The organism is Paraburkholderia flagellata (assembly GCF_021390645.1).
Taxonomy (GTDB): domain Bacteria; phylum Pseudomonadota; class Gammaproteobacteria; order Burkholderiales; family Burkholderiaceae; genus Paraburkholderia; species Paraburkholderia flagellata.
This window is the reverse complement of the sequence record NZ_JAJEJT010000001.1, coordinates 512756-538208: the sequence shown is the minus strand read 5'-3', so window position 1 is coordinate 538208 and position 25453 is coordinate 512756. Positions and strand designations below refer to the sequence as shown.

At 65.5% G+C, this 25453-nt stretch carries 18 protein-coding genes; 9 read left to right on the top strand and 9 right to left on the bottom strand.

The genetic code is table 11. The annotated features are described in order from the left end of the window. Positions 1–52: 52 nt before the first annotated feature. The 7 genes from dnaJ to hrcA form a co-directional block, all read right to left on the bottom strand. Entirely contained in the window at positions 53–1189 is a 1137-nt protein-coding gene (gene dnaJ / locus L0U83_RS02390; RefSeq protein ID WP_233880142.1) for a molecular chaperone DnaJ, read from the bottom strand. A gap of 282 nt (positions 1190–1471) precedes the next feature. Next, the gene (gene dnaK / locus L0U83_RS02385; RefSeq protein ID WP_233880140.1) at positions 1472–3430 is read right to left on the bottom strand and encodes a molecular chaperone DnaK; all 1959 of its coding nucleotides are present in this window, start codon (positions 3428–3430) and stop codon (positions 1472–1474) included. Positions 3431–3689: 259 nt separating this feature from the next. Then, positions 3690–4280 carry a nucleotide exchange factor GrpE gene (gene grpE, locus L0U83_RS02380; RefSeq protein WP_233880132.1) on the bottom strand — a complete coding sequence of 197 codons (591 nt, stop codon included), beginning with the start codon at positions 4278–4280 and terminating at the stop codon, positions 3690–3692. A gap of 327 nt (positions 4281–4607) precedes the next feature. Further along, entirely contained in the window at positions 4608–4766 is a 159-nt protein-coding gene (locus L0U83_RS02375) for a hypothetical protein (protein WP_233883946.1), read from the bottom strand. Positions 4767–4831: 65 nt separating this feature from the next. Next, positions 4832–5239 carry an RNA-binding S4 domain-containing protein gene (locus L0U83_RS02370; protein ID WP_233880130.1) on the bottom strand — a complete coding sequence of 136 codons (408 nt, stop codon included), beginning with the start codon at positions 5237–5239 and terminating at the stop codon, positions 4832–4834. Positions 5240–5288: 49 nt separating this feature from the next. After that, the gene (hemH, locus tag L0U83_RS02365) at positions 5289–6356 is read right to left on the bottom strand and encodes a ferrochelatase (RefSeq protein ID WP_233880128.1); all 1068 of its coding nucleotides are present in this window, start codon (positions 6354–6356) and stop codon (positions 5289–5291) included. Positions 6357–6573: 217 nt separating this feature from the next. Continuing rightward, complete coding sequence (hrcA, locus tag L0U83_RS02360) at positions 6574–7593, bottom strand: heat-inducible transcriptional repressor HrcA (RefSeq protein ID WP_233880121.1); 1020 nt, start codon at positions 7591–7593, stop codon at positions 6574–6576. 221 nt (positions 7594–7814) lie between these two features. Between hrcA and L0U83_RS02355 the strand changes: the two genes are divergently transcribed. The 4 genes from L0U83_RS02355 (at position 7815) to L0U83_RS02340 (ending at position 11213) form a co-directional block, all read left to right on the top strand. Further along, complete coding sequence (locus tag L0U83_RS02355; RefSeq protein ID WP_233880119.1) at positions 7815–8726, top strand: NAD kinase; 912 nt, start codon at positions 7815–7817, stop codon at positions 8724–8726. 105 nt (positions 8727–8831) lie between these two features. After that, entirely contained in the window at positions 8832–10511 is a 1680-nt protein-coding gene (gene recN, locus L0U83_RS02350; protein ID WP_233880117.1) for a DNA repair protein RecN, read from the top strand. A 103-nt stretch (positions 10512–10614) separates the two neighbouring features. Beyond that, a complete protein-coding gene (locus L0U83_RS02345) occupies positions 10615–10896 on the top strand; it encodes a type II toxin-antitoxin system Phd/YefM family antitoxin (protein WP_233880115.1) in 282 nt (93 codons plus the stop codon). After that, entirely contained in the window at positions 10893–11213 is a 321-nt protein-coding gene (locus tag L0U83_RS02340; RefSeq protein ID WP_233880113.1) for a type II toxin-antitoxin system RelE/ParE family toxin, read from the top strand. The genes L0U83_RS02345 and L0U83_RS02340 overlap by 4 nt, the downstream gene beginning before the upstream one ends. On the opposite strand, the gene glnE is transcribed toward L0U83_RS02340, so the two are convergent. Beyond that, entirely contained in the window at positions 11210–14029 is a 2820-nt protein-coding gene (glnE, locus tag L0U83_RS02335; protein ID WP_233880111.1) for a bifunctional [glutamate--ammonia ligase]-adenylyl-L-tyrosine phosphorylase/[glutamate--ammonia-ligase] adenylyltransferase, read from the bottom strand. The two genes, L0U83_RS02340 and glnE, sit on opposite strands and share 4 nt — an antisense overlap. A gap of 328 nt (positions 14030–14357) precedes the next feature. On the opposite strand from glnE, the gene L0U83_RS02330 reads away from it, so the two are divergent. The 4 genes from L0U83_RS02330 (at position 14358) to aroG (ending at position 22859) form a co-directional block, all read left to right on the top strand. Then, positions 14358–18809, top strand: coding sequence for a YhdP family phospholipid transporter (locus L0U83_RS02330; protein ID WP_233880109.1), 4452 nt, complete (start codon positions 14358–14360; stop codon positions 18807–18809). Positions 18810–18897: 88 nt separating this feature from the next. Beyond that, positions 18898–19725: a carbon-nitrogen hydrolase family protein gene (locus tag L0U83_RS02325; RefSeq protein ID WP_373320957.1), complete on the top strand. Its 828-nt coding sequence runs from the start codon at positions 18898–18900 to the stop codon at positions 19723–19725. 152 nt (positions 19726–19877) lie between these two features. Further along, complete coding sequence (tldD, locus tag L0U83_RS02320; protein WP_233880107.1) at positions 19878–21344, top strand: metalloprotease TldD; 1467 nt, start codon at positions 19878–19880, stop codon at positions 21342–21344. Positions 21345–21785: 441 nt separating this feature from the next. Then, positions 21786–22859, top strand: a complete 1074-nt coding sequence (gene aroG, locus L0U83_RS02315; protein WP_233880099.1) for a 3-deoxy-7-phosphoheptulonate synthase AroG — start codon at positions 21786–21788, stop codon at positions 22857–22859. 57 nt (positions 22860–22916) lie between these two features. Here the strand turns inward: aroG and L0U83_RS02310 are convergent, their stop codons facing one another. Then, entirely contained in the window at positions 22917–23852 is a 936-nt protein-coding gene (locus L0U83_RS02310; protein ID WP_233880097.1) for a glycosyltransferase family 2 protein, read from the bottom strand. A 429-nt stretch (positions 23853–24281) separates the two neighbouring features. Here L0U83_RS02310 and L0U83_RS02305 point away from each other — a divergent pair, with 429 nt between their 5' ends. Then, positions 24282–25448, top strand: coding sequence for a glycosyltransferase (locus tag L0U83_RS02305; RefSeq protein ID WP_233880095.1), 1167 nt, complete (start codon positions 24282–24284; stop codon positions 25446–25448). Positions 25449–25453 lie beyond the last annotated feature (5 nt).

Sequence of the window (25453 nt, the reverse complement as noted above, 5' to 3'; positions counted from 1 at the left end):
GCTAACTACCTGCTATCTACGTGCTTCTGCGTGATGGCGCCGCAAAGGCGCATCAGTCGAAGAAGCTCTTCACGCGGTCGAACCAGCTTTTGCTTTGCGGGCTGTGGCGCGAACCGCCTTCCACGAGCGACTTTTCGAATTGCTGGAGCAGTTCGCGCTGGTGATCGGTGAGCTTGATCGGCGTTTCCACCAGCACGTGCACGTACAGATCGCCGGCGATGCTCGATCGCAGACCCTTGATGCCCTTGCCGCGCAGACGGAACGTCTTGCCCGACTGCGTGCCTTCGGGCACCGTAAAGCTCGCGCGGCCTGCCAGCGTCGGCACTTCGATCTCGCCGCCCAGCGCCGCCGTGGTGAACGGAATCGGCATCTGGCAGTGGAGGTCGTCGCCGTCGCGCTCGAACACCGCGTGCTGCTTGATGTGAATCTCGACGTACAGATCGCCCGACGGCCCGCCGTTGATGCCAGGCTCACCGTTGCCGGCCGAGCGGATGCGCATGCCGTCATCGATGCCCGCCGGAATCTTCACTTCGAGCGTCTTGGTTTCCTTCACCTTCCCCGCGCCGTGACAGTTCGTGCAAGGCTCAGGAATGTAGGAACCGGTGCCGTGGCACTTCGGGCAGGTCTGCTGAATGCTGAAAAAGCCCTGCGACATGCGCACCGAACCCGAACCATGACAGGTCGGGCAGGTTTCGGGCTTCGTGCCGGGCTTCGCGCCCGAGCCGTGACAGACTTCACAGCCGCTCCAGCCGGGCACGCGAATTTGCGTCTCGTAGCCGTGCGCTGCCTGCTCCAGCGTGATTTCCATGCTGTAGCGCAGGTCCGCGCCGCGATACACCTGCGGGCCGCCGCGCTGACCGCCGCGCTGACCGCCGGCTGCCTGGCCAAAGATATCGCCGAAGATGTCGCCGAAAGCGTCCGCGAAACCGCCGAAGCCCTGCGCGCCCGCGCCACCCATGTTCGGATCGACACCCGCGTGGCCGTACTGGTCGTATGCCGCGCGCTTTTGCGAGTCCGACAGCATCTCGTAGGCCTCTTTGGCCTCCTTGAAATGCTCTTCCGCATCCTTGTTGTCCGGATTGCGGTCGGGGTGGTACTTCATCGCGAGCTTGCGATACGCCTTCTTGATTTCGTCGTCGCTCGCGTTCTTCGCGACGCCCAGAACCTCGTAGTAATCCCGTTTCGCCATATCGGTTCAACGCCGACCTCGCGCCTCACGGCGCGCGCCGGCTCCTCTTGAATGCTGGATCTCGTGACCCGTATGCCGTTCCTTCGAACATCCGCACGAGCGATTCTCACGCCGCGGCGGCCCCTGAAAGAGAACGGCCTCCATAAAACAAATGTGCCCGGAGAGCCGGATGGCTCGCCAGGCGCTGCAACGCTGACACGCATCGTAACCGATGCGGCCGCTTTCGTAGCGCCACGACCGTTCGCTGATCAGGCAGAACGGTCATGACCGCCACGAACCGACTTAGTCCTTCTTGACTTCCTTGAACTCGGCGTCGACCACGTCGTCGGCGTTGTTCTGCGCGCCTTGCTCGGCAGCACCGGCGCCTGCGGCACCCGCACCCGCTGCACCCGCCGCGCCGGCTTGCTGCGCCTGCATGTCGGCGTACATCTTTTCGCCGAGCTTCTGCGACGCTGCCGACAGCGCCTCGACCTTCGCCTCGACCGTCGCCTTGTCGGCCGACGAGCTCTTCAGCGTTTCTTCGAGGTCCTTCAGTGCGGCTTCGATCTTTTCCTTCTCGCTGGCGTCGATCTTGTCGCCGTACTCGGCCACGGCCTTCTTCGTGCTGTGAACCAGTGCGTCGCCCTGGTTGCGCGCGTCGGCCAACTCACGCAGACGGTGATCTTCTTCCGCGTTCGCTTCGGCGTCCTTCACCATCTTCTCGATTTCGGCTTCCGACAGACCCGAGTTCGCCTTGATGGTGATCTTGTTTTCCTTGCCCGTGGCCTTGTCCTTCGCGCCCACGTGCAGAATGCCGTTCGCGTCGATGTCGAAGGTCACTTCGATCTGCGGCACGCCACGCGGTGCGGGCGGAATGCCTTCGAGGTTGAACTCGCCCAGCAGCTTGTTGCCCGCTGCCATTTCGCGCTCGCCCTGGAACACCTTGATCGTCACGGCCGACTGGCTGTCGTCCGCCGTCGAGTACACCTGAGCGTGCTTCGTCGGGATCGTGGTGTTCTTGTTGATCATCTTCGTCATCACGCCGCCGAGCGTCTCGATGCCGAGCGAGAGCGGAGTCACGTCGAGCAGCAGCACGTCCTTGCGGTCACCCGACAGAACCTGGCCCTGGATCGCGGCGCCAACGGCCACAGCTTCGTCCGGGTTCACGTCACGGCGCGGGTCCTTGCCGAAGAACTCCTTCACCTTTTCCTGCACCTTCGGCATACGCGTCTGGCCGCCGACGAGAATCACGTCGTCGATGTCGCTAACCTTCACGCCTGCGTCCTTGATCGCGACGCGGCACGGCTCGATGGTGCGCTCGATCAGCTCTTCGACCAGCGCTTCCAGCTTGGCGCGCGTGATCTTCAGGTTCAAGTGCTTCGGACCCGAAGCGTCCGCCGTGATGTACGGCAGGTTGATTTCGGTCTGCTGGCCCGACGACAGTTCGATCTTGGCCTTTTCAGCGGCTTCCTTCAGGCGTTGCAGCGCGAGCACGTCCTTCGAGAGGTCGACGCCCTGCTCCTTCTTGAACTCGCCGATGATGTAATCGATGATGCGCTGGTCGAAGTCTTCGCCGCCGAGGAACGTGTCGCCGTTGGTCGAGAGCACTTCGAACTGCATTTCGCCGTCAACGTCTGCGATTTCGATGATCGAGATGTCGAACGTGCCGCCGCCCAGGTCGAACACGGCAATCTTGCGGTCACCCTTTTCGGCCTTGTCCAGACCGAACGCGAGTGCGGCTGCCGTCGGCTCGTTGATGATGCGCTTGACTTCCAGGCCGGCGATACGGCCCGCGTCCTTGGTGGCTTGACGCTGGCTGTCGTTGAAGTACGCGGGAACCGTGATCACGGCTTCGGTGACCGGCTCGCCGAGGTAGTCTTCAGCGGTCTTCTTCATCTTGCGCAGCACTTCAGCCGAAACCTGCGACGGCGCGAGCTTCGAGCCATGCGCTTCGACCCAGGCGTCGCCGTTGTCGTGCTTGACGATCTTGTAGGGCATCAGGCCGATGTCCTTCTGCACTTCCTTCTCTTCGAAGCGGCGGCCGATCAGGCGCTTGACTGCGTACAGCGTGTTCTTAGGGTTGGTGACCGACTGGCGCTTGGCCGGTGCGCCGACCAGCACTTCGTTGTCGTCCATGTAGGCGATGATCGAAGGCGTCGTACGGGCGCCTTCCGAGTTCTCGATCACCTTGACCTGATTGCCTTCCATCAGCGCCACGCACGAGTTGGTGGTGCCGAGGTCGATACCGATGATTTTGCCCATTTTTGTCAAATCTCCAGAATTTGGTCGCTGTGCGGACGCCGCTTTCGCGCTGCGCAGGTAACTGCATGCTCGTGCCGCGTTTTCCCTTGTGCGCGGCTGGCGTCCACTTCAATACGGAACTGCTGCCCAAATAAGTGCCGTTACGGCAATTTCAAGGGGTTTGGGCTATGCGTTCCATCATTTTTTTCAATCGCGGGGCCTTTTTGGCGCCCTTGATGCCTTTTTGTGCCTTCAGGCCGCCGCGCTTCTTACAGTTCTCTTACTTCGGTGCCGAAACGGTCACGAGCGCCGGACGCAGCACGCGTTCGGCGATCACATAGCCCTTTTGCAGCACGCTGACCACCGTGTTCGCTTCCTGCTCGGACGGCACCATCGAGATGGCCTGATGACGGTGCGGGTCGAACTTCTCGCCCACGGGGTTGATGGCGAGGACCTTGCCCTTCTCGAGCGCGCCGGTCAGTTGCTTGAGCGTGAGCTCGACACCTTCGTTGACCTTGGCGAGGTCGTCCGAGTTATGGGCGAGCGCGGCTTCGAGGCTGTCCATCACCGGCAGCAGGTGCTCGGCGAAGTTTTCGATGGCGAACTTGTGCGCCTTGGTGACATCTTCCTGCGCGCGGCGGCGGACGTTCTCCGTCTCGGCCTTGGCGCGCACGAATGCGTCCTGCAATTCGGCGATCTTGGCCTGGGCTTCGGCGAGGGCGGCTTCGGCAAGCGCCGCAGCGTTCTGGTCCACGCCGCCTTGGGCTGCCTGCTCGGCCGCGTCAGCCGCTTGCGGCTGGGCTGCTGCTTGCGACGCCTCGTCCGCGGGCGTGGGGTTCTGGCTCGTCGGGTTCTCTTGCGTGTTTTCCATGTCGCTGAACGTCGTTGAATAGTGAAAAAAGGAACAAAGCGTCGGGCGCCACTTCGCGGCCCTCACTGCTGCGCCGACCGCCGTTGCAGCGGCGCGACAGAGGCTTTGTACATTGCGACAGCACATGGGTGCCGGATCGCTTGTTTCAAGGGGCTCGCGCGGCTTTTTTATACAGAGGTCAAAGCCGCGAAACTGCCCGTTACAACCATTACCGCAGCGCGGCAAAAATGAAATTGAGTAAGGGACATCCCTGACCTACACTCAGGAACAGGTGCTGCTCGTGGCGCGTTTACCCTGAGCCCGGCACCGCACCGAATGGGCCTGCGCTCAGCAAATTTTTTCAGCGGCATTGCCGCACATAAAAGCGCTGACCGGGCCTCGAAACTGGCTGTTTTGCTGCGATCCCAAGGGGAGTACCGTGAAACTGACCTTTGCCATATCGGTGGTCGCGCTGGTACTCATCGCCGGAACCACGACCATCTGCATGTCGGGCGCCGTGAACGAAAACACGACGGAATACGGGGGCGTGCACGCTACGATGGAAGCGCTCTTCAATCCTCACGCGAAAATTTGTCGATAGTGCGGCGGTCGCGCTTGGTCGGCCTGCCTTGCAACACGGCAGCCGGTTCGCGAAAGAGCCGGCGCCGGTCCTGCTCCGCCGCGCGCTTCTCGCGCCCGGCCTCGGTTTCCGCATAGAGCGTTTGCGCGATGCTGGCGGGGCCGCGCACCTCGCAAATTCCCAGCACTTGCACTTCCCACACCACGTGCTCGATCTCGATTTCGACGAGGTCGCCCACGCGCACGTCCTTCGACGCCTTCACGACGTCGCCGGCAATGCGCACGCGGCCCTTGCCCACGGCGTCCGAGGCGAGCGAGCGCGTCTTGAAGAAGCGCGCCGCCCATAGCCATTTGTCGATGCGCAGCCGCGCGCCAGGTTCAGTCGAAATCTTGTAGTTCATCAGAAGCTTTCCGGATGCGCCGCTCAGTTCGCTGGGTGAATCCGCTGAATCAGGCCGCTGCGCCAGCCGGCGTCGCGGCCTGCACGGGCCAGCCCTGCAGGTGTTGCGCAACGATCTCGCCCAGCGCCGCGATCCACGCATGCGAAGCGTTCAGACAAGGGATGCGGTGGAATTCCTTGCCGCCGCCGTGCAGGAATTCGTCGCGCACTTCCATGCCGATTTCCTCGATGGTTTCAAGGCAATCCGCCGTGAAACCGGGGCAGAACACATCTGCGCGGCGCACGCCGCCCGCGCCCAGTTCCCGCAGCGTGGGCGCCGTGTACGGCTGGAGCCACTGCGCCCGCCCAAAGCGCGACTGGAAGGTCACCCGGCATTCGACCGGCGTCAGCTCCAGCGCGTGCGTGAGCAGCGCGGCCGTTTGCTGGCACTGGTCGTGGTACGGGTCGCCCAGATCGAGCGTGCGGCTTGGGACGCCGTGAAAGCTCAGCACGAGGCGGTCGCCCGCCGCGAAATTGGGCTTGCCGTGCGCGTGCCAGTACTGATGCACCTGAGCCGCGAGCGCCGCAATATACGCCGGATGGTCGTGATAGCCGCGCACCGTGCGGATTTCCGGCTGGTTGCGCATGCGGCGCAACGCGACGAAGGCCGCGTCGAACGCCGTGGCCGTGGTCGACGCCGAGTACTGCGGATACATCGGCATGAGCAGGATGCGTTCCGCGCCCGCCAGCTTGAGCTGGTTCAGCATCGCCGGGATGTCGGGCGTGCCGTAGCGCATCGCGTAGTCGACGAGGACCGTGTAGTCGTTGATCTGCAGCAGATGGCGCAGGCCTTCGGCCTGCTTTTGCGTGTGCACGCGCAGCGGCGAGCCCTCGGGCGTCCAGACCGCAGCGTACTTCTTCGCCGACGAACGGCCACGAAACGGCAGGATCAGCGCGCGCAGGATGACCTGCCAGATCGGCGCCGGAATCTCGACCACGCGCGGATCGGAGAGAAACTGCGCGAGATAGCGGCGCACAGCGCGCGGCGTGGGCGCGTCCGGCGTGCCCAGGTTGATGAGCAGCACGGCGACGCGATGCGCCGCGGCGGACTGCGAAGGCCGCTCCAGGTCGAAACGCATAGGCGATCAGTGGCGCCGCGCGAGTGCGCAGCAACGGTTGCACGAAACAAGCATTATAGCGGGCGGTCCTGGCGGGCCAAACCGGCCTGCGTCGGCGCGGGTCGCCTGGCGTTGTCCATTCTTTGGCCACTCGTTGGCCATTCGGCCGATGGCGCGCGGCACTGCTTTCGGGGATGATCGTCAGGAAGGCAGGTGTGCCCGATGCCCGATGCGGCGCTCAGTTCTGGCTGAGCGTGAGCGAGAGCAGGCGCGCGGTGATGTCGACGATCGGGATCACCCTGTTGTACGCCATGCGCGTCGGCCCGATCACGCCGAGCGTGCCGACGATCTTGCCGTTCACCTCGTAGGGGGCCGTCACCACGCTCATTTCCTCGATCGGCACGAGTTGCGACTCGCCGCCAATGAAGATTTGCACGCCCTGCGCGTGGCTCGAGACGTCGAGCAACTGCAGGAGGCTGGTTTTCTGGTCGAACACGTCGAAGAGCTTGCGCAGGCGCGCCATGTCCGAGGAAAGATCGGCCACTTCGAGCAGATTGCGCTCGCCGGAAATGAGCAAGGTGTCGCCGCCTTCGGGCTCTTCGGTGCTCGCGGTCACGGCCGCGTGCATGAGCGTGGTCATGTCGCCGCGCAGCGCGTCGATTTCGTCGCGCAGGCGGCGGCGCACCTCGTCGAACGAGAGGCCCGCGAAGTGCGCGTTGATGTAATTCGAGGCTTCGATGAGCTCGGAAGGCGTGAAGTCGCGCTGCGTCGCCATGATGCGGTTCTGTACGTCGCCCTCGGGCGTCACGATGATCAGCAGGATGCGCTTGTCGGACAGGCGCATGAACTCGATCTGCTTGAACACGTGGCTGCGCCGGGGCGTCAGCACCACGCCGGCGAACTGCGAGAGGTTCGAGAGCACGCTGGCGGCCGCCGCCACCACTTTCTGCGGCTCGCCGGGGCGCAGCGTGGTTTTCACGGCGCGCGTGAGCGCGTCGTCGTCGGAGCCGGGCTCGACGGTGAGCATGGTGTCGACGAACAGGCGGTAGCCGCGCGGCGTGGGCACACGTCCGGCCGAGGTATGCGGGCTGGACACGAGACCCAGTTCCTCGAGGTCCGACATGACGTTGCGGATCGTCGCCGGGCTCAACTCCAGGCCGGAATAGCGCGACAGCGTGCGCGAGCCGACCGGCTGACCTTCGGCGATGTAGCGCTCGATCAGCGTCTTGAGGAGGGTTTGTGCGCGGGGATCTAGCATGACTCTAAATTTTAGCCTAACGGCGGGTTGGCCGCGAGTGCGCCGCCAGACCGGCCCCCGCGGCTCGGGGCGCGGCGGCCTGGTGTTTCGCGCGACACCGTGCGCCTTGTCATCGCCGTGTCACCGGCTTCGGGCTGGAAGGCGCGACGCGCAAGGCCCGGCGGGCCTGCCCCGGTCTGCGCCAGGTTCTTTTCGCGACGTGACTATGGTGTAATGCCGGCATGCAGATCCAGAAGATCCAGAGCCAGTTCAAGACTGTTGCGCTCGTTGGGCGCAGCAATACGCCAGGCATCGCCGAGCCGCTGACGGCGCTCGCCCAGACCATTTCGAAGCGCGGCTTCGAGGTCGTGTTCGAAGCGCAGACCGCAGAGGAAATCGGCGCGCAAGGCTATCCCGCGCTGCAGCCCGCCGAAATCGGCGCGCGCGCGGACGTGGCCGTCGTGCTCGGCGGCGACGGCACGATGCTCGGCATCGGCCGCCAGCTCGCGCCCTACCGCACGCCGCTCATCGGCATCAACCATGGGCGTCTCGGCTTCATTACCGACATCGCGTTCTCCGAGATGCAGGAGGTCGTGCCGCAACTGCTCGCGGGCTCGTTCGAGCGCGAAGAGCGGTCGCTGCTGGAGTCGCGCATCACGCGCGACGGCGACCCGATCTATCACGCGCTTGCCTTCAACGACGTGGTCGTGAACCGTAGCGGCTTTTCGGGCATGGCCGAACTGCGCGTGAACGTGGATGGCCGCTTCATGTACAACCAGCGCTCGGACGGCCTGATCGTCGCGACACCCACCGGCTCGACCGCCTACGCGCTCTCGTCGCAGGGGCCGATCCTGCATCCGCAGCTGCAAGGCATCGTGCTCGTGCCGATCGCGCCGCACGCGCTCTCGAACCGCCCGATCGTGCTGCCCGACGACTCCAAGGTGAGCATCCAGATCGTGGCGGGCCGCGACGTCAACGTGAACTTCGACATGCAGTCGTTCACGGCGCTGGAGCTGAACGACGTGATCGAGGTGCGCCGCTCGCGCCACACCGTGCCCTTCCTGCACCCGGTCGGCTACAGCTACTTCCGCACGCTGCGCAAAAAGCTGCACTGGAACGAGCACCCTTCGCTGCAGGGTGATCCGGACGACTAAACCCGCGTCTTCGCGTGAAGCGCGCGGGTTCGTTGCCACGCAGTTGCCACGCCGCCAGTCGTCCCACGGTAATCAAAGCCAACCAAAAAAGCACAACCAGACGCCATGCTTCGCCATCTCTCGATTCGCGACTTCGTGATCGTCGCCGCGCTCGACCTCGAATTCGACAGCGGCTTCACCGTGTTTTCCGGCGAAACGGGCGCGGGCAAGTCGATCCTGATCGACGCCCTCGCACTCACGCTCGGCACGCGCGCCGACGCGAGCGTCGTGCGCACGGGCGAGAGCCGCGCCGACATCACCGCCGAGTTCGACGTGCCGGCGCATGCGGCGCTTTGGCTCGACGAGCAGGCGCTCACGAACGGGGACGGCGAGCAGACCGTCATGATGCGCCGCGTGGTGGATAGCGGCGGACGCTCACGCGCTTTCATCAACGGGACGCCCGCCACGCTCGCGCAGCTGCGCGAACTGGGCGAAATGCTCGTGGACATCCACGGCCAGCACGCGCACCAACTGCTCATGCGCCCCGACGCACAGCGCGAACTGTTCGACACGCACGCAGGCCTCACGGATCTCGCAGCCACCGTCACGCGCGCGTGGCGCGAGGCGCGCGACGCCCGTCTCGCGGTGCAAAGCGCCATGTCGCGCGACCGCGAGCTGCAACTCGAGCGTGAGCGCCTCGCGTGGCAGCTCGCCGAACTCGACAAGCTCGCGCCGCAACCGGGCGAATGGGAAGAAGTGAACGCGGAGCACGTGCGGCTTTCGAACTCGGCCAGCCTGATCGAAGGCGTGCAAGGCGCGCTCGCGGCACTATCCGAATCCGACGAGGCGATGCTTTCGCAGCTGAACTCGATCGTCTCGAAGCTACGTAGCCTCGCCGAGGTCGACGCCGAACTCAACGACGCGCTCGCCGCGCTCGAACCGGCCACAATCCAGATTCAGGAAGCGGCGTACTCGCTCTCGCACTACGCGCAGCGTCTCGATCTCGATCCGCAACATCTCGCGCAGGTTGAACGGCGCCTCGACGCGCTGCATTCGACGGCGCGCAAGTTCCGCCTGCCGGCAGAGACGCTGCCCGAGGAACACGCGGCACGCCGCCAGCAGCTCACGGCGCTCGACGCCGCGTCCGATCTCGACGGCCTGCGCGCCGCCGAGCAGAAGGCGCAGGAGGCGTATCTCGTGCAGGCGCGCCAGCTTTCGAAGGCGCGCGCCAAGGCGGCGAAGGCGCTCGGCGCGGCGGTTACGCAGGGCATGCAGGAACTGTCGATGGCGGGCGGCAGCTTCGAAGTCGCGCTCGTGGCGCTTGGCAGCAGCTCGACTGGCGAGCCGATCGGGAGCGCGCACGGTCTGGAGCAGATCGAATTCCGCGTGGCGGGCCATGCCGGCGTGCCGCTGCGCCCGCTCGCGAAGATCGCCTCGGGCGGCGAACTCGCGCGCATCAGCCTCGCACTCGCCGTGATCGCGAGCGCGGCGAGCCCCACGCCCACGCTGATCTTCGACGAGGTCGATACGGGCATCGGCGGCGGCGTGGCCGAAGTGGTCGGGCGTTTGCTGCACCAGCTCGGGCGCGCGCGCCAGGTGCTGTGCGTCACGCACTTGCCGCAGGTCGCGGCGCGCGGCGATCACCACTTCCAGGTGGCGAAGTCCGGCGACGGCAACGGCGGTACGGTTTCGGCCGTCACGCCGCTCGACCGGGGCGGCCGGGTGGAAGAAGTCGCGCGCATGCTGGGCGGGCTGGAGATTACCGCGACCACGCGGCGGCATGCGAAGGAAATGCTGGCGGCTTGAAGGCGCAGTTTCCCGTCTTGATGCAACCCCAAATATCGCGCCCATGCAGCCCGAATTTAGGTCTATATTTAGACCGATCAACAGTTCGCACTCAGGAACGGAAATGAAGCCAAGCCAGGTTAAGCCGATTAGCTACCTGAAGAGCCACGCCGCCGAGATCGTCCGCGAGATCACGGAAAGTGGCGAGCCGATGCTGATTACCCAAAACGGTGAAGCCAAGGTCATCGTGCAGGACGTGCAATCCTACGAGGACATGCAGCAGACGTTAGCACTTCTGAAAATTCTGACCTTGGGCCGCAAGGAGATCGAAGCCGGTCGCTTCGTTCCCGCAAATGATGTTTTCGCGGAACTTGAGCAGATGGACAAGGACGACGGTATTGCATGAAGGCCGTCTTCCTCCAGTCGGCGCGGACCGACCTGCAGGACATCCGACGCTATGTGATCGCCAAATTCGGCCCAAAGGCCTGGCGCGAAACGTCCGCGAAGATTCGCGGCGATGTCGAACAACTCGAGGCATTTCCCCATAACGGACACATCCCTCGTGAACTCGCGGATCTGGGCTTTGCGAACTATCGGCAGATAGTGAGCGGCATGAACCGCATCATCTACGAGATCGACGATCCGATGATCTATATCCACTTGATCGTCGACACTCGCAGAGACTTGAAGGACGTTCTGGCAAGGCGTCTGCTGAGGCCCTAAGCCTCCCCACGCTCCCCAAACACCCGCTTCCACAACGCCAGCACCGCCTCGCGCTCGCGCTCCACGCGCGCAGCATCCACCCGCGCCTTCTCCATGCCGTCCAGCCGCAACTGGTGCTGCAGCTTGCGATAAAGCCGGTACGCCGAGCCTATCGTCTCGGCCTCCTCCTCGCTCATGAGCCCGAAGCGCGACACCTCGCGCAGCAGCGCGATATTGCCCGTGTTGCGGATCAGCTCGGGGTCCTGCGCCGCGTGCAGCAGCACCCAGTACTGCACGAGAAACTCGATGTCCACCATGCCGCCGCGGTCATGCTTCAGGTCGAAGAGTTCGGTGCGGTTCGGGTGGCCGTCTTCCACGCGCTGGCGCATCTCCACGATTTCCTTCGCGAGCGGCCCGGCGTCGCGCGGCGTGGTCAGCACCTGCACGCGGATCGCCTCGAAGGCGCTGCCGATCGCGGCATCCCCGGCCGAGAAGCGCGCGCGCGTGAGCGCCTGGTGCTCCCAGACCCACGCCGTGTTCGCGGCGTCGCCTTCGCGCAACTGGTAGCGGCGGAACGCATCGAGGTCGGTGACGAGCAGCCCCGACTCACCGTTCGGACGCAAGCGCAGGTCGATGTCGAACAGCGTGCCCGCGCCCGTGGCCGTGGTGAGCCACGTGATGAGGCGGCGCGCGAAGCTCGCGTAGATTTCCGAGGCGCGCTCGTCCTCGTCTTCGTACAGAAAGATGATGTCGAGGTCCGACGCGTAGCCCAGCTCCTTGCCGCCAAGCTTCCCGTAGGCGATCGCCGCGAAGCGCGGTACCTCCCGATGGCGCTTCGCGAACTGCTTCCACACGATCTCGATGGTCACGTCGAGCACGGCGTCGGCAAGCTCGGAGAGCCGGTCGCTCACGTGCTCCACCGAGAGCCGTCCCGCCAGGTCGTTGAGAAGGATGCGGAACACCTCGGCCTGGTGCGCGTGGCGCAGCAGGTCCATCTGTTGCTCGACGTCGGCGGCGGCGGCCAGGCGCGCGCGCAGCAGGCGCGAGAACTCGGGCCAGTCGAAGGGCGTGGCCATCGCCTCGTCGTCGAGCAGTTCGTCGAGCAGTTGCGGATGGCGGATCAGGTAGCCCGCCGCCCAGCGCGAGCCGCCCAGCACCTTGAGCACGCGGTTCAGCGCGTCCGGATATTCGCAGAGCAGCGCGAGATACGCGCCGCGCCGGATCACGGCTTCGAGCAGGTCGAACATGCGCACGAGCGTGTCGCCGCGGCGCTCGCGCGGCTCGATGGTCCGTGCGGCCTCGAGCGCGCGCTGCGCGACGCTGTCAAAGCGTTCGCGGCTCTTCTCGGGCAAGCCCGCGTAGCGCGACGACTGCCAGAGGCCTCGCAGGCGCGCGAGCAGCGGCGTGGGCTCGTCGATGCCCAGCTGCGTGAGACGTTCGAGCAAATCGCCGTCGGCGCCCTCTTCCGCGAGTGCGCTGCTCCAGACCCACGCGGCCGCACCGTCTTCGGAGGGGGCGCAGCCCGTCTCGCCGCCCACCTTGTCGGAGAAGATCTGCACGAACTGGCGCTCGACCTTTTCGCGGAGGCCGTCGAGCGTCGTCATCAGCGCCGCGTAGTCGGCAAAGCCCATCGACTTCGCAAGCGCCGCGCGTTCGTCGGGATCGACAGGCATGGCGTGTGTCTGTGCGTCGTCGCGGTACTGCAGGCGATGCTCCAGTTCACGCAGGAAATGGTAGGCGCGCGTGAGGTCGTGGCACACGTCGGACGCAATCAGTCCGCGCGCCGCGGCGTAGCCGAGCACCGCGAGCGTCGGGCGCACGCGAAAGCCCGCGTCCTGGCCGCCGCGAATCAACTGGAACACCTGGGCGCTGAATTCGATCTCGCGAATCCCGCCACGCCCGAGCTTGATGTCGTCGGCCTTGTCGGGGCGCATCATGGCGCGCCGCTGCGCTTCCTGGCGGATCTGCACGTGCAGCGAGCGGATCGCGCTGATCACGCCGAAGTCCAGATAGCGCCGGTAGACAAAGGGCTTCACGAGCGAATCGAGCTGGCGCGCGAGACGCAGCGCGCTGTCGCTCTCGTCCTCGGAAACGAGCCGCCCCTTGATCCACGCGTAGCGCTCCCACTCGCGACCCTGCACATAGAAGTACTCTTCAAGCATGCCGAGGCTGCACACGAGCGGCCCGGAGTCGCCGTTCGGGCGCAGGCGCATGTCGACGCGAAACACGAAGCCATCGGCGGTCACGTCGCTCAACGCGGCGATCAGGCGCTTGCCCACGCGCGTGAAGAAGTCCTGCGTGGCGATGGGCGAGCGCTGGCCGCCCGTGGTCTCGCCGTCGTCTTCGTACACGAAGATCAGGTCGATGTCAGACGAAACGTTCAGCTCGCGGCCGCCCAGCTTGCCCATGCCCACCACGCCGAGCGTGAGGCGCTCGCCGTTCGGGCCGCGCGGCTCGCCGAAGAGCGTCTCGAGATCGGCGCTCACGCAGGCGAGCGCGCGCTGGATCGTGACTTCGGCGAGATCGGTCATGCTGCCGGTCACTTCGCCGACATCGGCCACGCCGCCGAGATCGCGCTCCATCACGGCGCAGATCACTTCGACGCGCAACTGGCGCAGGACCTTCTTCAACTGCTCGTCGTTGAGCGGCGCGCCGGGTGCAGCGTTTGCTGCGGCGAGCAGTTGCCCGCTCAATGCGTCGAGCCGCGCGACGATGCGCTCGCGCGAGAGCGGCGCGGCGGCCAGCGCCTCGATCTGTGCCGCCAGTTCGGGACGCGCGGCGCAAGCACGTGCTGCATAACGGGAATAGCTGGAACTCAGAAGAGGGATGTCGGTCATGAAATGCTGCTTGCCGGGAAGGCTCGCTGTCCGCTGTGGTTTCGTTGCGCGCGCCTGGGTTGATGACGGTGTCGATGCGACGATGCCGATATCGATGGTTCGACCGCGAGGGCTCGCCCCGCCTTACGTATGCACGGCACGCACCGCCCGCCGGCTCTCGTGTCTCGCCTGGCCGATGCCTCCGGCATCGCCGCTGCTGCAGTGCAAAAGATCATGCGTGTCACGCGCCGCACGGCCATCCCGGCTTCCCCGGATGGGCGTTTTGACGCCCCTCTGTGATACATTTCGTCGTTAGAACGCAACGCTACCATACCGCACCAGCCGCAGCATGTCCGAGCGAAACGATCACGCCGGCCTACCCCAATCTGGACATGCCAGCCAGGCTACCGAGCCAGGGGGTCCGCACCATCATCACCCGGTCCTGCGCCACACGCTGCGCGTGCTGGCCATCATCGCGCTCGTCCTGTATTTCATCGTCTCGGTCCTGCTGCTCGGGCTGCGCTACGTCGTGCTGCCATACGTGGACAACTTCCGTCCGCGCATTGAGCAACTCGTCTCCTCGAAGATTCACGCCGAATTCCGCATCGGCAAGCTCGCGCCGCATTGGTCGGGCTTCCAGCCCGGCATCGACATCAGCGATCTGACGATTCGCGACCGCCACGGCAACATCGCGCTCGACGTGCCGCACGCCACGGCTTCCGTGTCGTGGCGCTCGGTCGTGCTGCTCGAACCGCTGCTCTCGAGCATCGTGGTCGAGCAGCCCGATGTGCACATCGCGCGCGAGGACGACGGCACGCTCACCGTGGCGGGCGTGCCGGTGCCCACCGCGCACACGGGCAACGCCACTTTCACGACCTGGCTCATGCGCCAGGAGGCCATCGTGCTGCGCGGCGGCACGCTGCGCTGGCACGACGCCACGCGACACGTGCCCGACCTCGCGCTCTCGCACATTCGCCTCGCGATTCTCAACGACGGCTACGACCACCGCATCGCGCTTCAGGCGCCGGCCGAGGGCGCCGTGCTGCACGGCGCGCTCGACTTCCGCGCGCACTTCACGCACGCGCACTACGCGCAGGCCGGCAAGCCGATCAGCTGGACGGGGGACACTTACCTCTCGACCGGCCCCGTCGATCTGCCCACGCTCGCGCGTTACATCAACATCCCGATCGCCACCTACGCCGGGCGCATCGACAACTCGATCTGGGCGCACTTCTCGAACGGGCGCATTCACGAGGCGAGCGGCGCGCTCGAAGGCACGAACGTTTCGCTGCGCACGCGGCCCACGCAGCCGCTGCTCGATCTGCCGATTGCGAGCTTCCACTGGAGCGTGGGCATTCAGCCCGACGACTACACGCTCACGCTGCGCGACTTCCACGCCGAACTCGGCCAGCCGCCGCTCGACGACGGCACGCCGCTCATGCGCTCGCTCGCGCTCACCACGCTCGACGCGCGCTTTCGCCAGCAAACGCTCCAGCACGGCCAGTTGATGAGCGTGCACGGCGACCGCATCGATCTGGGCATCCTCGCCGAGTTCATGCGCGCGCTTCCGCTGCCCGGGCGCGTACAGGGCGCGCTCGTGCGCTTCGACCCACGCGGGATGGTGGCGAACTACGACCTCTCCCTCGAGCGCGCGAAGCCCGAGTCGGGCGAAGCGGCCGCCGAGCAGCGCTCCACGAACGTCGAACCGGTCACGCACTATCGCTTCAAGGGCGACCTGCAGGGCATCAGCGTGAACGCGCAGGAGCCGGGGCCGGGTCTCACGCCGCGCGGCCACCCGCGCGCGGGCCTGCCGGGCGTCGAGAACCTCTGGGGGCACATCGACGCCGACGAGTCGCACGGCACCATCAATCTCGACGCGGCCAGCGTGGCCATCACGCTGCCCGGCGTGTTCGACAATCCGCGCCTCACGTTCGACCGGCTCTATGGCGCGGCCAAATGGACCGTGGCCGCCGAGCGCGAGCCCGGCAACCGGATGAAGGCGTTCACCGTCGATGTCGCGAACCTGGGCGTGGAGAACGCCGACGCGCGCGCGAAGATGACCGCGCACTACACGAACCCCGGCAAGGGGCGCGGCTCGCTCGACCTCGTCGCGCACTTCGACGAGGCCAAGGTCAAGGCCATCCCGCGTTACCTGCCCACCGCCCTCACCGAGAAAACGCGCAACTATCTCGGCCACGGCCTGCAGGCGGGCATATCGAAGGGCGCGACGATCGAGATCCACGGCGACCTCACCAAATTCCCCTACTCGCGCGACCCCGACGCAGGCCAGTTCCGCATCGTCGCGCCGTTCACGGGCGGGCGCTTCGACCCGTCGCCGTTCCCGCCGCGCAAGATGCGCAACGGCGCGCCGAACGTCTGGCCGGCATTCGACGGCATCGACGGCATCTTCAAGCTGCATGAGAACAAGCTGCGCTTCGACGTTGATCGCGGCCACTATCGCAACTTCGTGCTGCGCAACGTGAGCGGGCGCATCGAGGAGCTGGGCATCAAGGGCTCCGATATCGTGATCGAGGGCAGCGGGCGCGGTCCGCTCGCGGATCTGCTCGACTACGCGGACAACAGCTCGATCGGCTACATGTCGAAGCACGCCACCGCGAAGGTGCAGGCGCAGGGGCAGTCCACGCTCGCACTCAAGCTTACGATCCCGCGCCATCCGATGCCGAAGGTACTGGTCGCGGGCGCCATCGGCTTCGAGAACAACACGCTCACGGCGAAGAACGTGCCGCCGGTCTCGAACCTCACCGGCCAGGTGCGCTTCACGAGCCACACCGCCAATGTCGACCGGCTCACGGCCCGCTTCCTCGGCGGCGACCTGCGCGCAAGCGGAGGAATGCGCGACGACGGGCACTATGCGGTGAACGTGGCGGGCGACGTCGCGGTCGATGCGGCGCGCGGCCTGAACCTGCACGGCATGGCGGCGGCGGCAATCGGGCGCCTTTCGGGCGCGGCGCCCTACTCGCTTTCGGTGGCCGGCCAGCGCGGCCGCCTGCCCGACGTGAAGGCCAACGCCGATCTCACCGGCCTCGCGCTTGACCTGCCAGCGCCGTTCGGCAAGGCGGCGGGCACGCCGATGCCGCTGAACTTCGAATTGCAGCCGGGCATGGGCACGCCCGCCGAATCCGCCAGCGGCGCCGATCGCAAGGCCGACGACGCCGCCTTCGAACATGCAGAGCTGACGCTCGGACCGCTTGCCGCGCGTTACGTAATGCGCCGCCATCCGGGTCACGTGCCCGAAGTGGTGCGCGGTGCGATCGGTATGAACCGGCCGGCGGATCTGCCTTCGGAAGGCGTGACCGCCGCCGTCGATCTGCCCACCTTCGACGCCGACGCCTGGCGCGCCGTGGTGCAGCAGATGCGCGGAACGGCAGCGGCGCAAACCCAGGGCTCGACGCCTGCGCCCACGGCGGCCGCGCCGGTTCCGCCACCGCGAACGGCGGCAGAAAGGGCGGCCGAAAGGCAAGCTCAAAATGCGGCCCCGGCAGCAGCTTCCGAATCGGCGGCGGTCAACGCTGCCGCACCGCAAAGCCCGGCATCGGCTGCCACGACAGCGGCGTCGGCACCCACCGCCGCCTCGTCCCCTCTCGCCCCCAACGGCGCGGTCGGCCAGTTCCTGCCTTCGCGCTTCGCCGTCCACGTCGGCACGCTCACACTGCTCAAGCGCCACTGGGAGAACGTCGTGCTCGGCGCGTCGCGCACTGGCGATCGCGGCAACGAATGGCAGGCGAACGTCGCCTCCAACCAGGTCTCGGGCCACGTCGCGTGGAAACCGGGCGCCGTGCCGGGCGCGCCCGGCACGCTCGAAGCGCGGCTCGCCCGACTCACCGTACCCGCCGCCACCGAAAACGACCTGCTCGGCCAGGCGATGTCGCAGCCGGTGCAGAACATGCCGTCGATCGACCTCGTCGTGAACCAGCTCATCGTGCGCGACCGCGATCTCGGCCGTTTGCAGGTGAACGCGCACAACTTCGACGACAACGGCGTGCCCGTCTGGCAGCTCGACCAGCTCGACATCAGCAACCCGGACGCGCACCTCACCGCCACGGAAAACTGGCGCGCGGTGGGCGACACTGCCGCCGGCGACGACTCGGCCGCCGCCGGCATGCAAACGCCGCGCCGCACCGCGCTCGACTTCCATCTCGACATCAAGGACGCCGGCGCACTGCTCGAACGCGCCGGCAAGCCGCACGTGCTCAAGAACGGCTCGGGCACGCTCGCGGGCAACCTCGTGTGGCAAGGCGGCCCCACCCGCGTCGACTTCCCGTCGCTCAACGGCAACCTCGCGCTCGACCTCCATCACGGCCAGATCCTCAAGGTCGATCCTGGCGTGGCGAGACTGCTTGGCGTGCTGAGCATGCAGAGCCTCGCGCGCTTCCTGACGACGGACTTCCGCGACATCATCGGCGAAGGCTTGCCCTTCACGAGCGCGACGGCGACCGCGCAAATCCAGAACGGCGTTGGCAACACCAACGACTTCAAGCTCGTCACCGCTCCCGGGCGCGCGACGATGACTGGCAGCGTGGACCTCGCACACGAAACCCAGGACCTGCGCGTACACGTGGTGCCGACGGTCAGCGCGGGCGCGGGCGTGGTCGCAGCGACCATCATCAATCCGCTCTTCGGCCTCGGCGCGCTGATCGGCGACGTCGTGCTCTCGCATACGCTCGAGCACGCGTTCGCGGTGGACTTCGCGATCACGGGTCCGTGGGCCAAACCGCACGTCGAGCGGCTGCATGGCGATCAGGGTAAGATGGACGCGCAGACGCCGGGCGCCGTGCACTAGATTGCGCAGTGAATTGCGCACCAGATGGGCCGCGCGGCGGGCACGCACCATGCGCGCCATGCACCCCGAACCCATTCGAGATCTGCCGATGAGCGCTTCCCCCCTCGACCCGTTTCGCGTCGCCGCGCTGCAGATGGTCAGCACGCCCGATCGCGAGCGCAATCTCGCCGAAGCGGACAAGCTGATCGCCGAGGCCGCCGCCGCGGGCGCGCGCCTCGTGTTGCTGCCCGAATATTTTTGCTTCATGGGTCACAAGGACAGCGACAAGCTCGCGATCCGCGAGCCGCACGGCGACGGACCCATTCAGCGCTTTCTCGCCGATGCCGCGAAGCGCCATGGCCTGTGGTTGATCGCCGGCACCTTGCCGCTGAAAGCACCCGAAGAAACGCGCGTGCTCAACACCACGCTCGTGTTCGACCCGAGCGGCGAGGAGCGCGCGCGCTACGACAAGATCCACCTCTTCAACTTCGAAAAAGGCGCCGAATCATTCGACGAAGCGCGCACGATCCGGCCCGGCGCCGAGGTGCGCACGTTCGAAGCGCCGTTCGGCCGCGTTGGCCTCTCGGTCTGCTACGATCTGCGCTTTCCCGAGCTGTACCGGCGCATGGGAGACTGCGCACTGATGGTCGTGCCTTCCGCGTTCACTTACACCACCGGCCAGGCGCACTGGGAAATCCTGCTGCGCGCCCGCGCGATCGAAAACCAGTGCTACGTGCTCGCCGCGGCGCAAGGCGGCAAGCACGAGAACGGGCGGCGCACGTGGGGCCACAGCATGCTGATCGACCCTTGGGGCGAGATCGTCGCGGTACGCGACGAAGGCGCGGGAGTGGTGGCCGGCGACATCGACCTCGAACGCATCGCCAGCGTGCGCGCGAGCCTGCCCGCGTGGCGGCACCGCGTGCTCGACTGCGCGTGACTCGCGTGACGCATGGCACCCGGGCACCCCGCGAATGAACACCACCGCATTTCACGCGAATTCCACGCGAATTCCACCTTCAGGGCGCTTGATTTCGCAGCACCGCGCCCGAATCTCCATTGACAGACTCATCGATTGATCCCAAAGAGCGCATGAACATCATCGAACCCGGCATCCGCAATCTGGCGACCGCGAAGGACCTGCTCCTCACGCCCTACGGCCTCGACGAGGCAGTGCTCACGCGCACGCTCGGCGAGATCTTCACACACCGCATCGACTACGCCGACCTCTACTTCCAGACCACGCGCAGCGAGGCATGGAGCCTCGAGGAAGGCATCGTCAAGTCGGGCAGCTTCAGCATCGACCAGGGCGTCGGCGTGCGCGCCGTGTCCGGCGAGCGCACCGCTTTCGCCTACTCCGACGACCTCTCGCCCGAAGCGATCCGGCAGGCGGCCATCGCCACGCGCTCGATCGCCAAGGCCGGCGGCGGCAAGCAGAAAATCCAGGTGGCGAAGTCGCTCACCGGCATTGCGGGCCGCGATCTGTACCTGCCGTCCGATCCGCTCTCCTCGCTCGACGCCACCGAAAAGGTGAAGCTGCTCGAACGCATCGAAGAAATGGCGCGCGGGCGCGACCCGCGCATCACCCAGGTCATGGCCGCGCTCGCGGGCGAGTACGACGTGGTGCTCGTCGCGCGCAGCGACGGCGCGCTCGCCGCCGATATCCGTCCGCTCGTGCGCGTTTCGGTCACGGTGATCGCCGAGCAGAACGGACGCCGCGAGATCGGCAACGGCGGCGGCGGTGGCCGCTACGACTACGCCTATTTCACCGACGATATCCTGTCGAAGTATGTGGACGACGCCGTGCACGCCGCGCTCGTGAACCTCGAAGCGCGTCCGGCGCCCGCCGGTGCGATGACCGTCGTGCTCGGCCCGGGCTGGCCCGGCGTGCTGCTGCACGAAGCGATCGGCCACGGTCTCGAAGGCGACTTCAACCGCAAGGGCTCGTCGGCGTTCGCGGGACGTATTGGCGAGCGCGTGGCCGCGAAAGGCGTGACGGTGGTGGACGACGGCACGCTGCCGAACCGCCGCGGGTCGTTGAACATCGACGACGAAGGCAACCCCACGCAGTGCACGACACTGATCGAAGACGGCATTCTCAAGGGCTACATTCAGGACTCGCTCAACGCGCGCCTCATGAAGATGCCCGTCACGGGCAACGCGCGCCGCGAGTCGTACGCAGCGCTGCCCATGCCGCGCATGACCAACACGTACATGCTCAACGGCGACAAGGATCCGCAGGAAATCATTAGCTCTGTGAAGAATGGCCTCTATGCCGTGAACTTCGGTGGCGGCCAGGTGGATATCACGAACGGCAAGTTCGTGTTCTCGGCCTCCGAGGCCTACATGATCGAGAACGGCAAGGTCACCTACCCCGTGAAGGGCGCGACGCTCATTGGCAGCGGCCCGGAATCGCTCAAGTACGTGAGCATGATTGGCAACGACATGCGTCTGGACTCGGGCGTGGGCGTGTGCGGCAAGGAGGGTCAGAGCGTGCCGGTGGGCGTGGGCCAGCCGACGCTGCGTATCGACCGCATGACGGTGGGCGGCACGGTGTAAGACCTTTGTCGGCGCGCAGTTCATGCGCCGGGATGCGGAAATTCCGCATCCCGGCGCGGATTTTCTGCACATGCGCTGTTTTTTACGCAGATAGTCCGCTTTTTTGCCGCGCCCCGCTTGCCAGCCACGAGAAGCCCGGGTTATAAAGGCAATCACCCTTTCGACGTAACGAACCGAAGTCACGAACGTTCAGACACAGACCGCCATGTTCGCCACGAAGTTTTATTTTTACTTCTTTTGGTATCTCAGACCGCTGGCGGATCGAGAGGGTTGATAGTACGCGCAGGACCCCGAACACACGAGAAACCGCCAGCCAAGCCTGGCGGTTTTTTTTCGCCCTTAGCCGTGGCGACTTAACCCAGAGCCTTAACTTCATCTAACCGATTTTTTGAAGCACCGTCCACGCGACGCACGCTACGCACAGGATCAGGAGAAAACGACATGCCCCCGCACAACACCGACGATGTCCGCATTCGCGAACTCAAGGAACTCACGCCGCCCGCTCACCTGATCCGCGAATTCCCGTGCTCGGAAGCCGCCTCCACGCTGATCTTCGAATCGCGCCGCGCCATGCACCGCATCCTGCACGGCATGGACGACCGCCTGATCGTCATCGTCGGGCCGTGCTCGATTCACGACACCAAGGCCGCAGTCGATTACGCGAAGAAGCTCGTGGAAGAGCGCAAGCGCTTCAAGAACGAGCTCGAGATCGTGATGCGCGTGTACTTCGAAAAGCCGCGCACGACGGTGGGCTGGAAGGGCCTCATCAACGACCCGTTCCTCGATAACAGCTTCAAGATCAACGACGGTCTGCGCACCGCGCGCGAGCTGCTCGTCTCGATCAACGAACTGGGCCTGCCCGCCGGCACCGAATACCTCGACATGATCAGCCCGCAGTACATCGCCGATCTGATCTCGTGGGGCGCGATCGGTGCGCGCACAACGGAATCGCAGGTGCACCGCGAGCTGGCTTCGGGGCTGTCGTGCCCGGTCGGCTTCAAGAACGGCACGGACGGCAACGTCAAGATCGCCGTGGACGCGATCAAGGCCGCCTCGCAGCCGCACCATTTCCTGTCGGTAACGAAGGGCGGCCACTCGGCTATCGTCTCGACCGCAGGCAATGAGGACTGCCATGTGATTCTGCGTGGCGGCAAGACGCCGAACTACGACGCGGAAAGCGTGAACGCCGCATGCAGCGACATCGGCAAGGCGGGTCTCGCCGCGCGCCTCATGATCGACGCGAGCCACGCGAACAGCTCGAAGAAGCACGAGAACCAGATTCCCGTGTGCGCCGATATCGGCCGCCAGGTGGCGTCGGGCGACGAGCGCATCGTCGGCGTGATGGTGGAGTCGCACCTCGTGGCGGGCCGCCAGGACCTCAAGGAAGGCTGCGAGCTGACCTACGGCCAGAGCATCACCGATGCGTGCATTGGCTGGGACGAAAGCGTGGGCGTGCTCGAAGGGCTCGCGCAAGCGGTCAAGCAGCGCCGCATTGCGCGCGGCTCGGGTAACTGAGCACAGTAGAGTCTGGAGCGCGCGGCGCGGTCAGTTGATGCCGCACCGCGCGTGAATTCAGAGTCGCGCGGCGCGCTCGGGCCGCACCGCGCCGATGCACAGATCGGCAATTCCGATCACGTTGCCGATTAGCCTGCCGCGCCGGTCGAGATGCGCTTCCGGGCGCACCGACTTCACGCAGTTCATGCTGAGCGCGCGCAGGATGTTGCTGGTCGCTTCCTTGCGCGACATGACACCCTTGTTGCACAGATACATCGCGTTGACCACCTGCGAATAACCGAAGCGCCGCCCCGACACGCGCCCGCCTCGCAGCCCGAGGTGGACGCCCAGCAGATAGTCGCAGTAGACGACCCCGCCACGGCGCGCAAGGCGCCGCGAGAAATCTTTATCTTCCAGCCAGCCGTACAGCACAAGACGCTCGTCGAAGCGCAGATCGGCGATCGCCTGCGCGCGGCACGCCATATTGCATCCGTACAGTTCCACGCAGGGCCGCAGCGGCGGACGCCGCATCACCTCGGCTTGCGCGCCGTCCACAAGCTCGACGGCTTCTTCCCATGCGATTGGCTGCGTATTCGCGCCGTCGCGCAGCGTGCGCCCCGAAAAACCCACGAGATTCGCGTCGCTCTCGAACAGTTCCACGCACAGCTCGATCCAGTGCCGTTCGGGCGCGAAGTCGTCGTCGAGGAAAATCACGACGTCGATGTCCGGTGCGAGCGCATCGAGCGCGCGATTGCGCTGCACGCTCGAACCCGCCGTGCCGATGATTTCGTTTACGCGCAAACCGTTGGCATCGTAAGGTCCAATGTCGTCTGCGCTGCTGCCCGAGAGGATGATCTGATCCGGACGCACCGTTTGCCGCGCGAGCAGACGCACGACCCATGCGGTAGCTGTTGGCCGCCCCTTGGTCGCGATCACCACCGCGACGCGCATGCGCGCCTTCGCGCCGTTCGGGGCCGTGGAAGACGCGAGATCATCGGTTGCGAGCGTTGTCATCGGATTCTCCGCACTCCGGTGGTCGTTTCGACTCGAATCGAGGTTAGCACGAGGCTCGCGCTCTGCCGGTCGGGCCGGATTCAAGTTGTCCGAAACGATCTATTCAACGACTGATTCCAACTGTTTGTGAACGAGCATGCATGCGGACGCTGTGCGCGCTGTCGCCGCTCGCCCATTTACGCACCTTTTACCGCCACGCCTTTCGTTAATTAATTTCGCATTTATTGCACTTTTTCCGCGTTTTTATCGATTACGCATGACCCATAGCGCAGCACCCTCTGTGAAATTCCTTTAATAGCAATTTTCGGATTCCTCTTTTGATAAGACTCATCTACAACTGCTAAAAGAGATCCACGCAAATATGACCGACTAACCCGTCCCCGGAAAGATCCTCTAAACATGACTGCGTCGACACGTCGGAGCCAGCCAGTGGAACACGAGATCATCTCTCCAGGCACAACGGTTTGCGATACCGAATCCGGTGCGCGGCTCAAACGCCCAGTGGTCTTCTACGTGCAGCCGTTGATCGCGCGCTATCGCATCGAAGTCATCGAGTCGCTCAACCGTCTTTTCTCCGTCAAGGTATTCGCGTGCTCCGAGGGCGTGGAAGCCAACGGCTTTTCGCGCGAGAAACCCGCCTGCGACGAATTCGTCGAAACGCATATCGCGAGTTTCGCGGGCCTGCCCTCGCGGCGTATCCGCATGCAAAGCCGCGTGCTGAGCCGTATCGTTTTCGAACATCCCGATGCCGTCCTGATCTTTGCAGACGTGCGCTATCTCTCGCTGTGGCTTGCGCTCCTCGCCGGGCGCGTGATGCGCGTGCCCGTATTGATTCACGGCCAGGGGCTCTACCGGCACGAGTCCGCGGGATTCATGCGCACGGTCTGCTACCGCCTCGCAGTCGCGCTCGCCGTGCGCTACGTCTGCTACACCGAAGCTTCGCGGCGCTCGCTCATCGGCATCGGCTGCCCGCCCGCGAAGCTCGTCGTCGCGAACAACGCGCTCACGGTCTCGTGCGGTGTGGAGCCCGACACCAAGACAGGCGCCGAGAGCGGCGTCCTCTTCATTGGCAGGCTGCGCGAAGGTTCGGAGATCGAACCGCTCATCGACGTGGTCGGCCAGCTCCATGGCGAAGGCAACGACATCACGCTCCACGTGATTGGCGACGGCGAACATGGCGAGCGCCTGAAGCGCAAATACAGCGATCGCAGCTACGTGGTCTGGTATGGCGCGGTGTTCGACGACGACGCAATCGCGACCATCAGCCGGCTCTGCCGCGTGGGCTGCTATCCGGGCTCGGCGGGCTTGAGCGTCGTGCACATGTTTGCGTTGAGCCTGCCGCCCATCGTGCACGACCGGCTGCCGCTGCACATGGGCCCGGAGCCGGGCTACGTCGAGGATGGCCGCACCGGCTTTTTCTTCGGCCGCGACGGTGGAGCAGAAGCGCTTGCCGCCACGCTGCGGCGCATCTGGTCCATGCCGCCCGACGAAATGCGCGCAGCCGCCGCCGCCGCGCATGCGGTGTATTGCCAGCTCAACTCGCCTACGCTAGGCCATCAGCTCGCCGAGATCGTCGAAGCGGCGCTGCGCGCTTGAATCCC

Coding starts and splice junctions, on each gene's coding strand:
- dnaJ (WP_233880142.1), bottom strand. CDS start 1,189: ATGGCGAAACGGGATTACTACGAGGTTCTGGGCGTCGCGAAGAACGCG.
- dnaK (WP_233880140.1), bottom strand. CDS start 3,430: ATGGGCAAAATCATCGGTATCGACCTCGGCACCACCAACTCGTGCGTG.
- grpE (WP_233880132.1), bottom strand. CDS start 4,280: ATGGAAAACACGCAAGAGAACCCGACGAGCCAGAACCCCACGCCCGCG.
- L0U83_RS02375 (WP_233883946.1), bottom strand. CDS start 4,766: ATGCAGATGGTCGTGGTTCCGGCGATGAGTACCAGCGCGACCACCGAT.
- L0U83_RS02370 (WP_233880130.1), bottom strand. CDS start 5,239: ATGAACTACAAGATTTCGACTGAACCTGGCGCGCGGCTGCGCATCGAC.
- hemH (WP_233880128.1), bottom strand. CDS start 6,356: ATGCGTTTCGACCTGGAGCGGCCTTCGCAGTCCGCCGCGGCGCATCGC.
- hrcA (WP_233880121.1), bottom strand. CDS start 7,593: ATGCTAGATCCCCGCGCACAAACCCTCCTCAAGACGCTGATCGAGCGC.
- L0U83_RS02355 (WP_233880119.1), top strand. CDS start 7,815: ATGCAGATCCAGAAGATCCAGAGCCAGTTCAAGACTGTTGCGCTCGTT.
- recN (WP_233880117.1), top strand. CDS start 8,832: ATGCTTCGCCATCTCTCGATTCGCGACTTCGTGATCGTCGCCGCGCTC.
- L0U83_RS02345 (WP_233880115.1), top strand. CDS start 10,615: ATGAAGCCAAGCCAGGTTAAGCCGATTAGCTACCTGAAGAGCCACGCC.
- L0U83_RS02340 (WP_233880113.1), top strand. CDS start 10,893: ATGAAGGCCGTCTTCCTCCAGTCGGCGCGGACCGACCTGCAGGACATC.
- glnE (WP_233880111.1), bottom strand. CDS start 14,029: ATGACCGACATCCCTCTTCTGAGTTCCAGCTATTCCCGTTATGCAGCA.
- L0U83_RS02330 (WP_233880109.1), top strand. CDS start 14,358: ATGTCCGAGCGAAACGATCACGCCGGCCTACCCCAATCTGGACATGCC.
- L0U83_RS02325 (WP_373320957.1), top strand. CDS start 18,898: ATGAGCGCTTCCCCCCTCGACCCGTTTCGCGTCGCCGCGCTGCAGATG.
- tldD (WP_233880107.1), top strand. CDS start 19,878: ATGAACATCATCGAACCCGGCATCCGCAATCTGGCGACCGCGAAGGAC.
- aroG (WP_233880099.1), top strand. CDS start 21,786: ATGCCCCCGCACAACACCGACGATGTCCGCATTCGCGAACTCAAGGAA.
- L0U83_RS02310 (WP_233880097.1), bottom strand. CDS start 23,852: ATGACAACGCTCGCAACCGATGATCTCGCGTCTTCCACGGCCCCGAAC.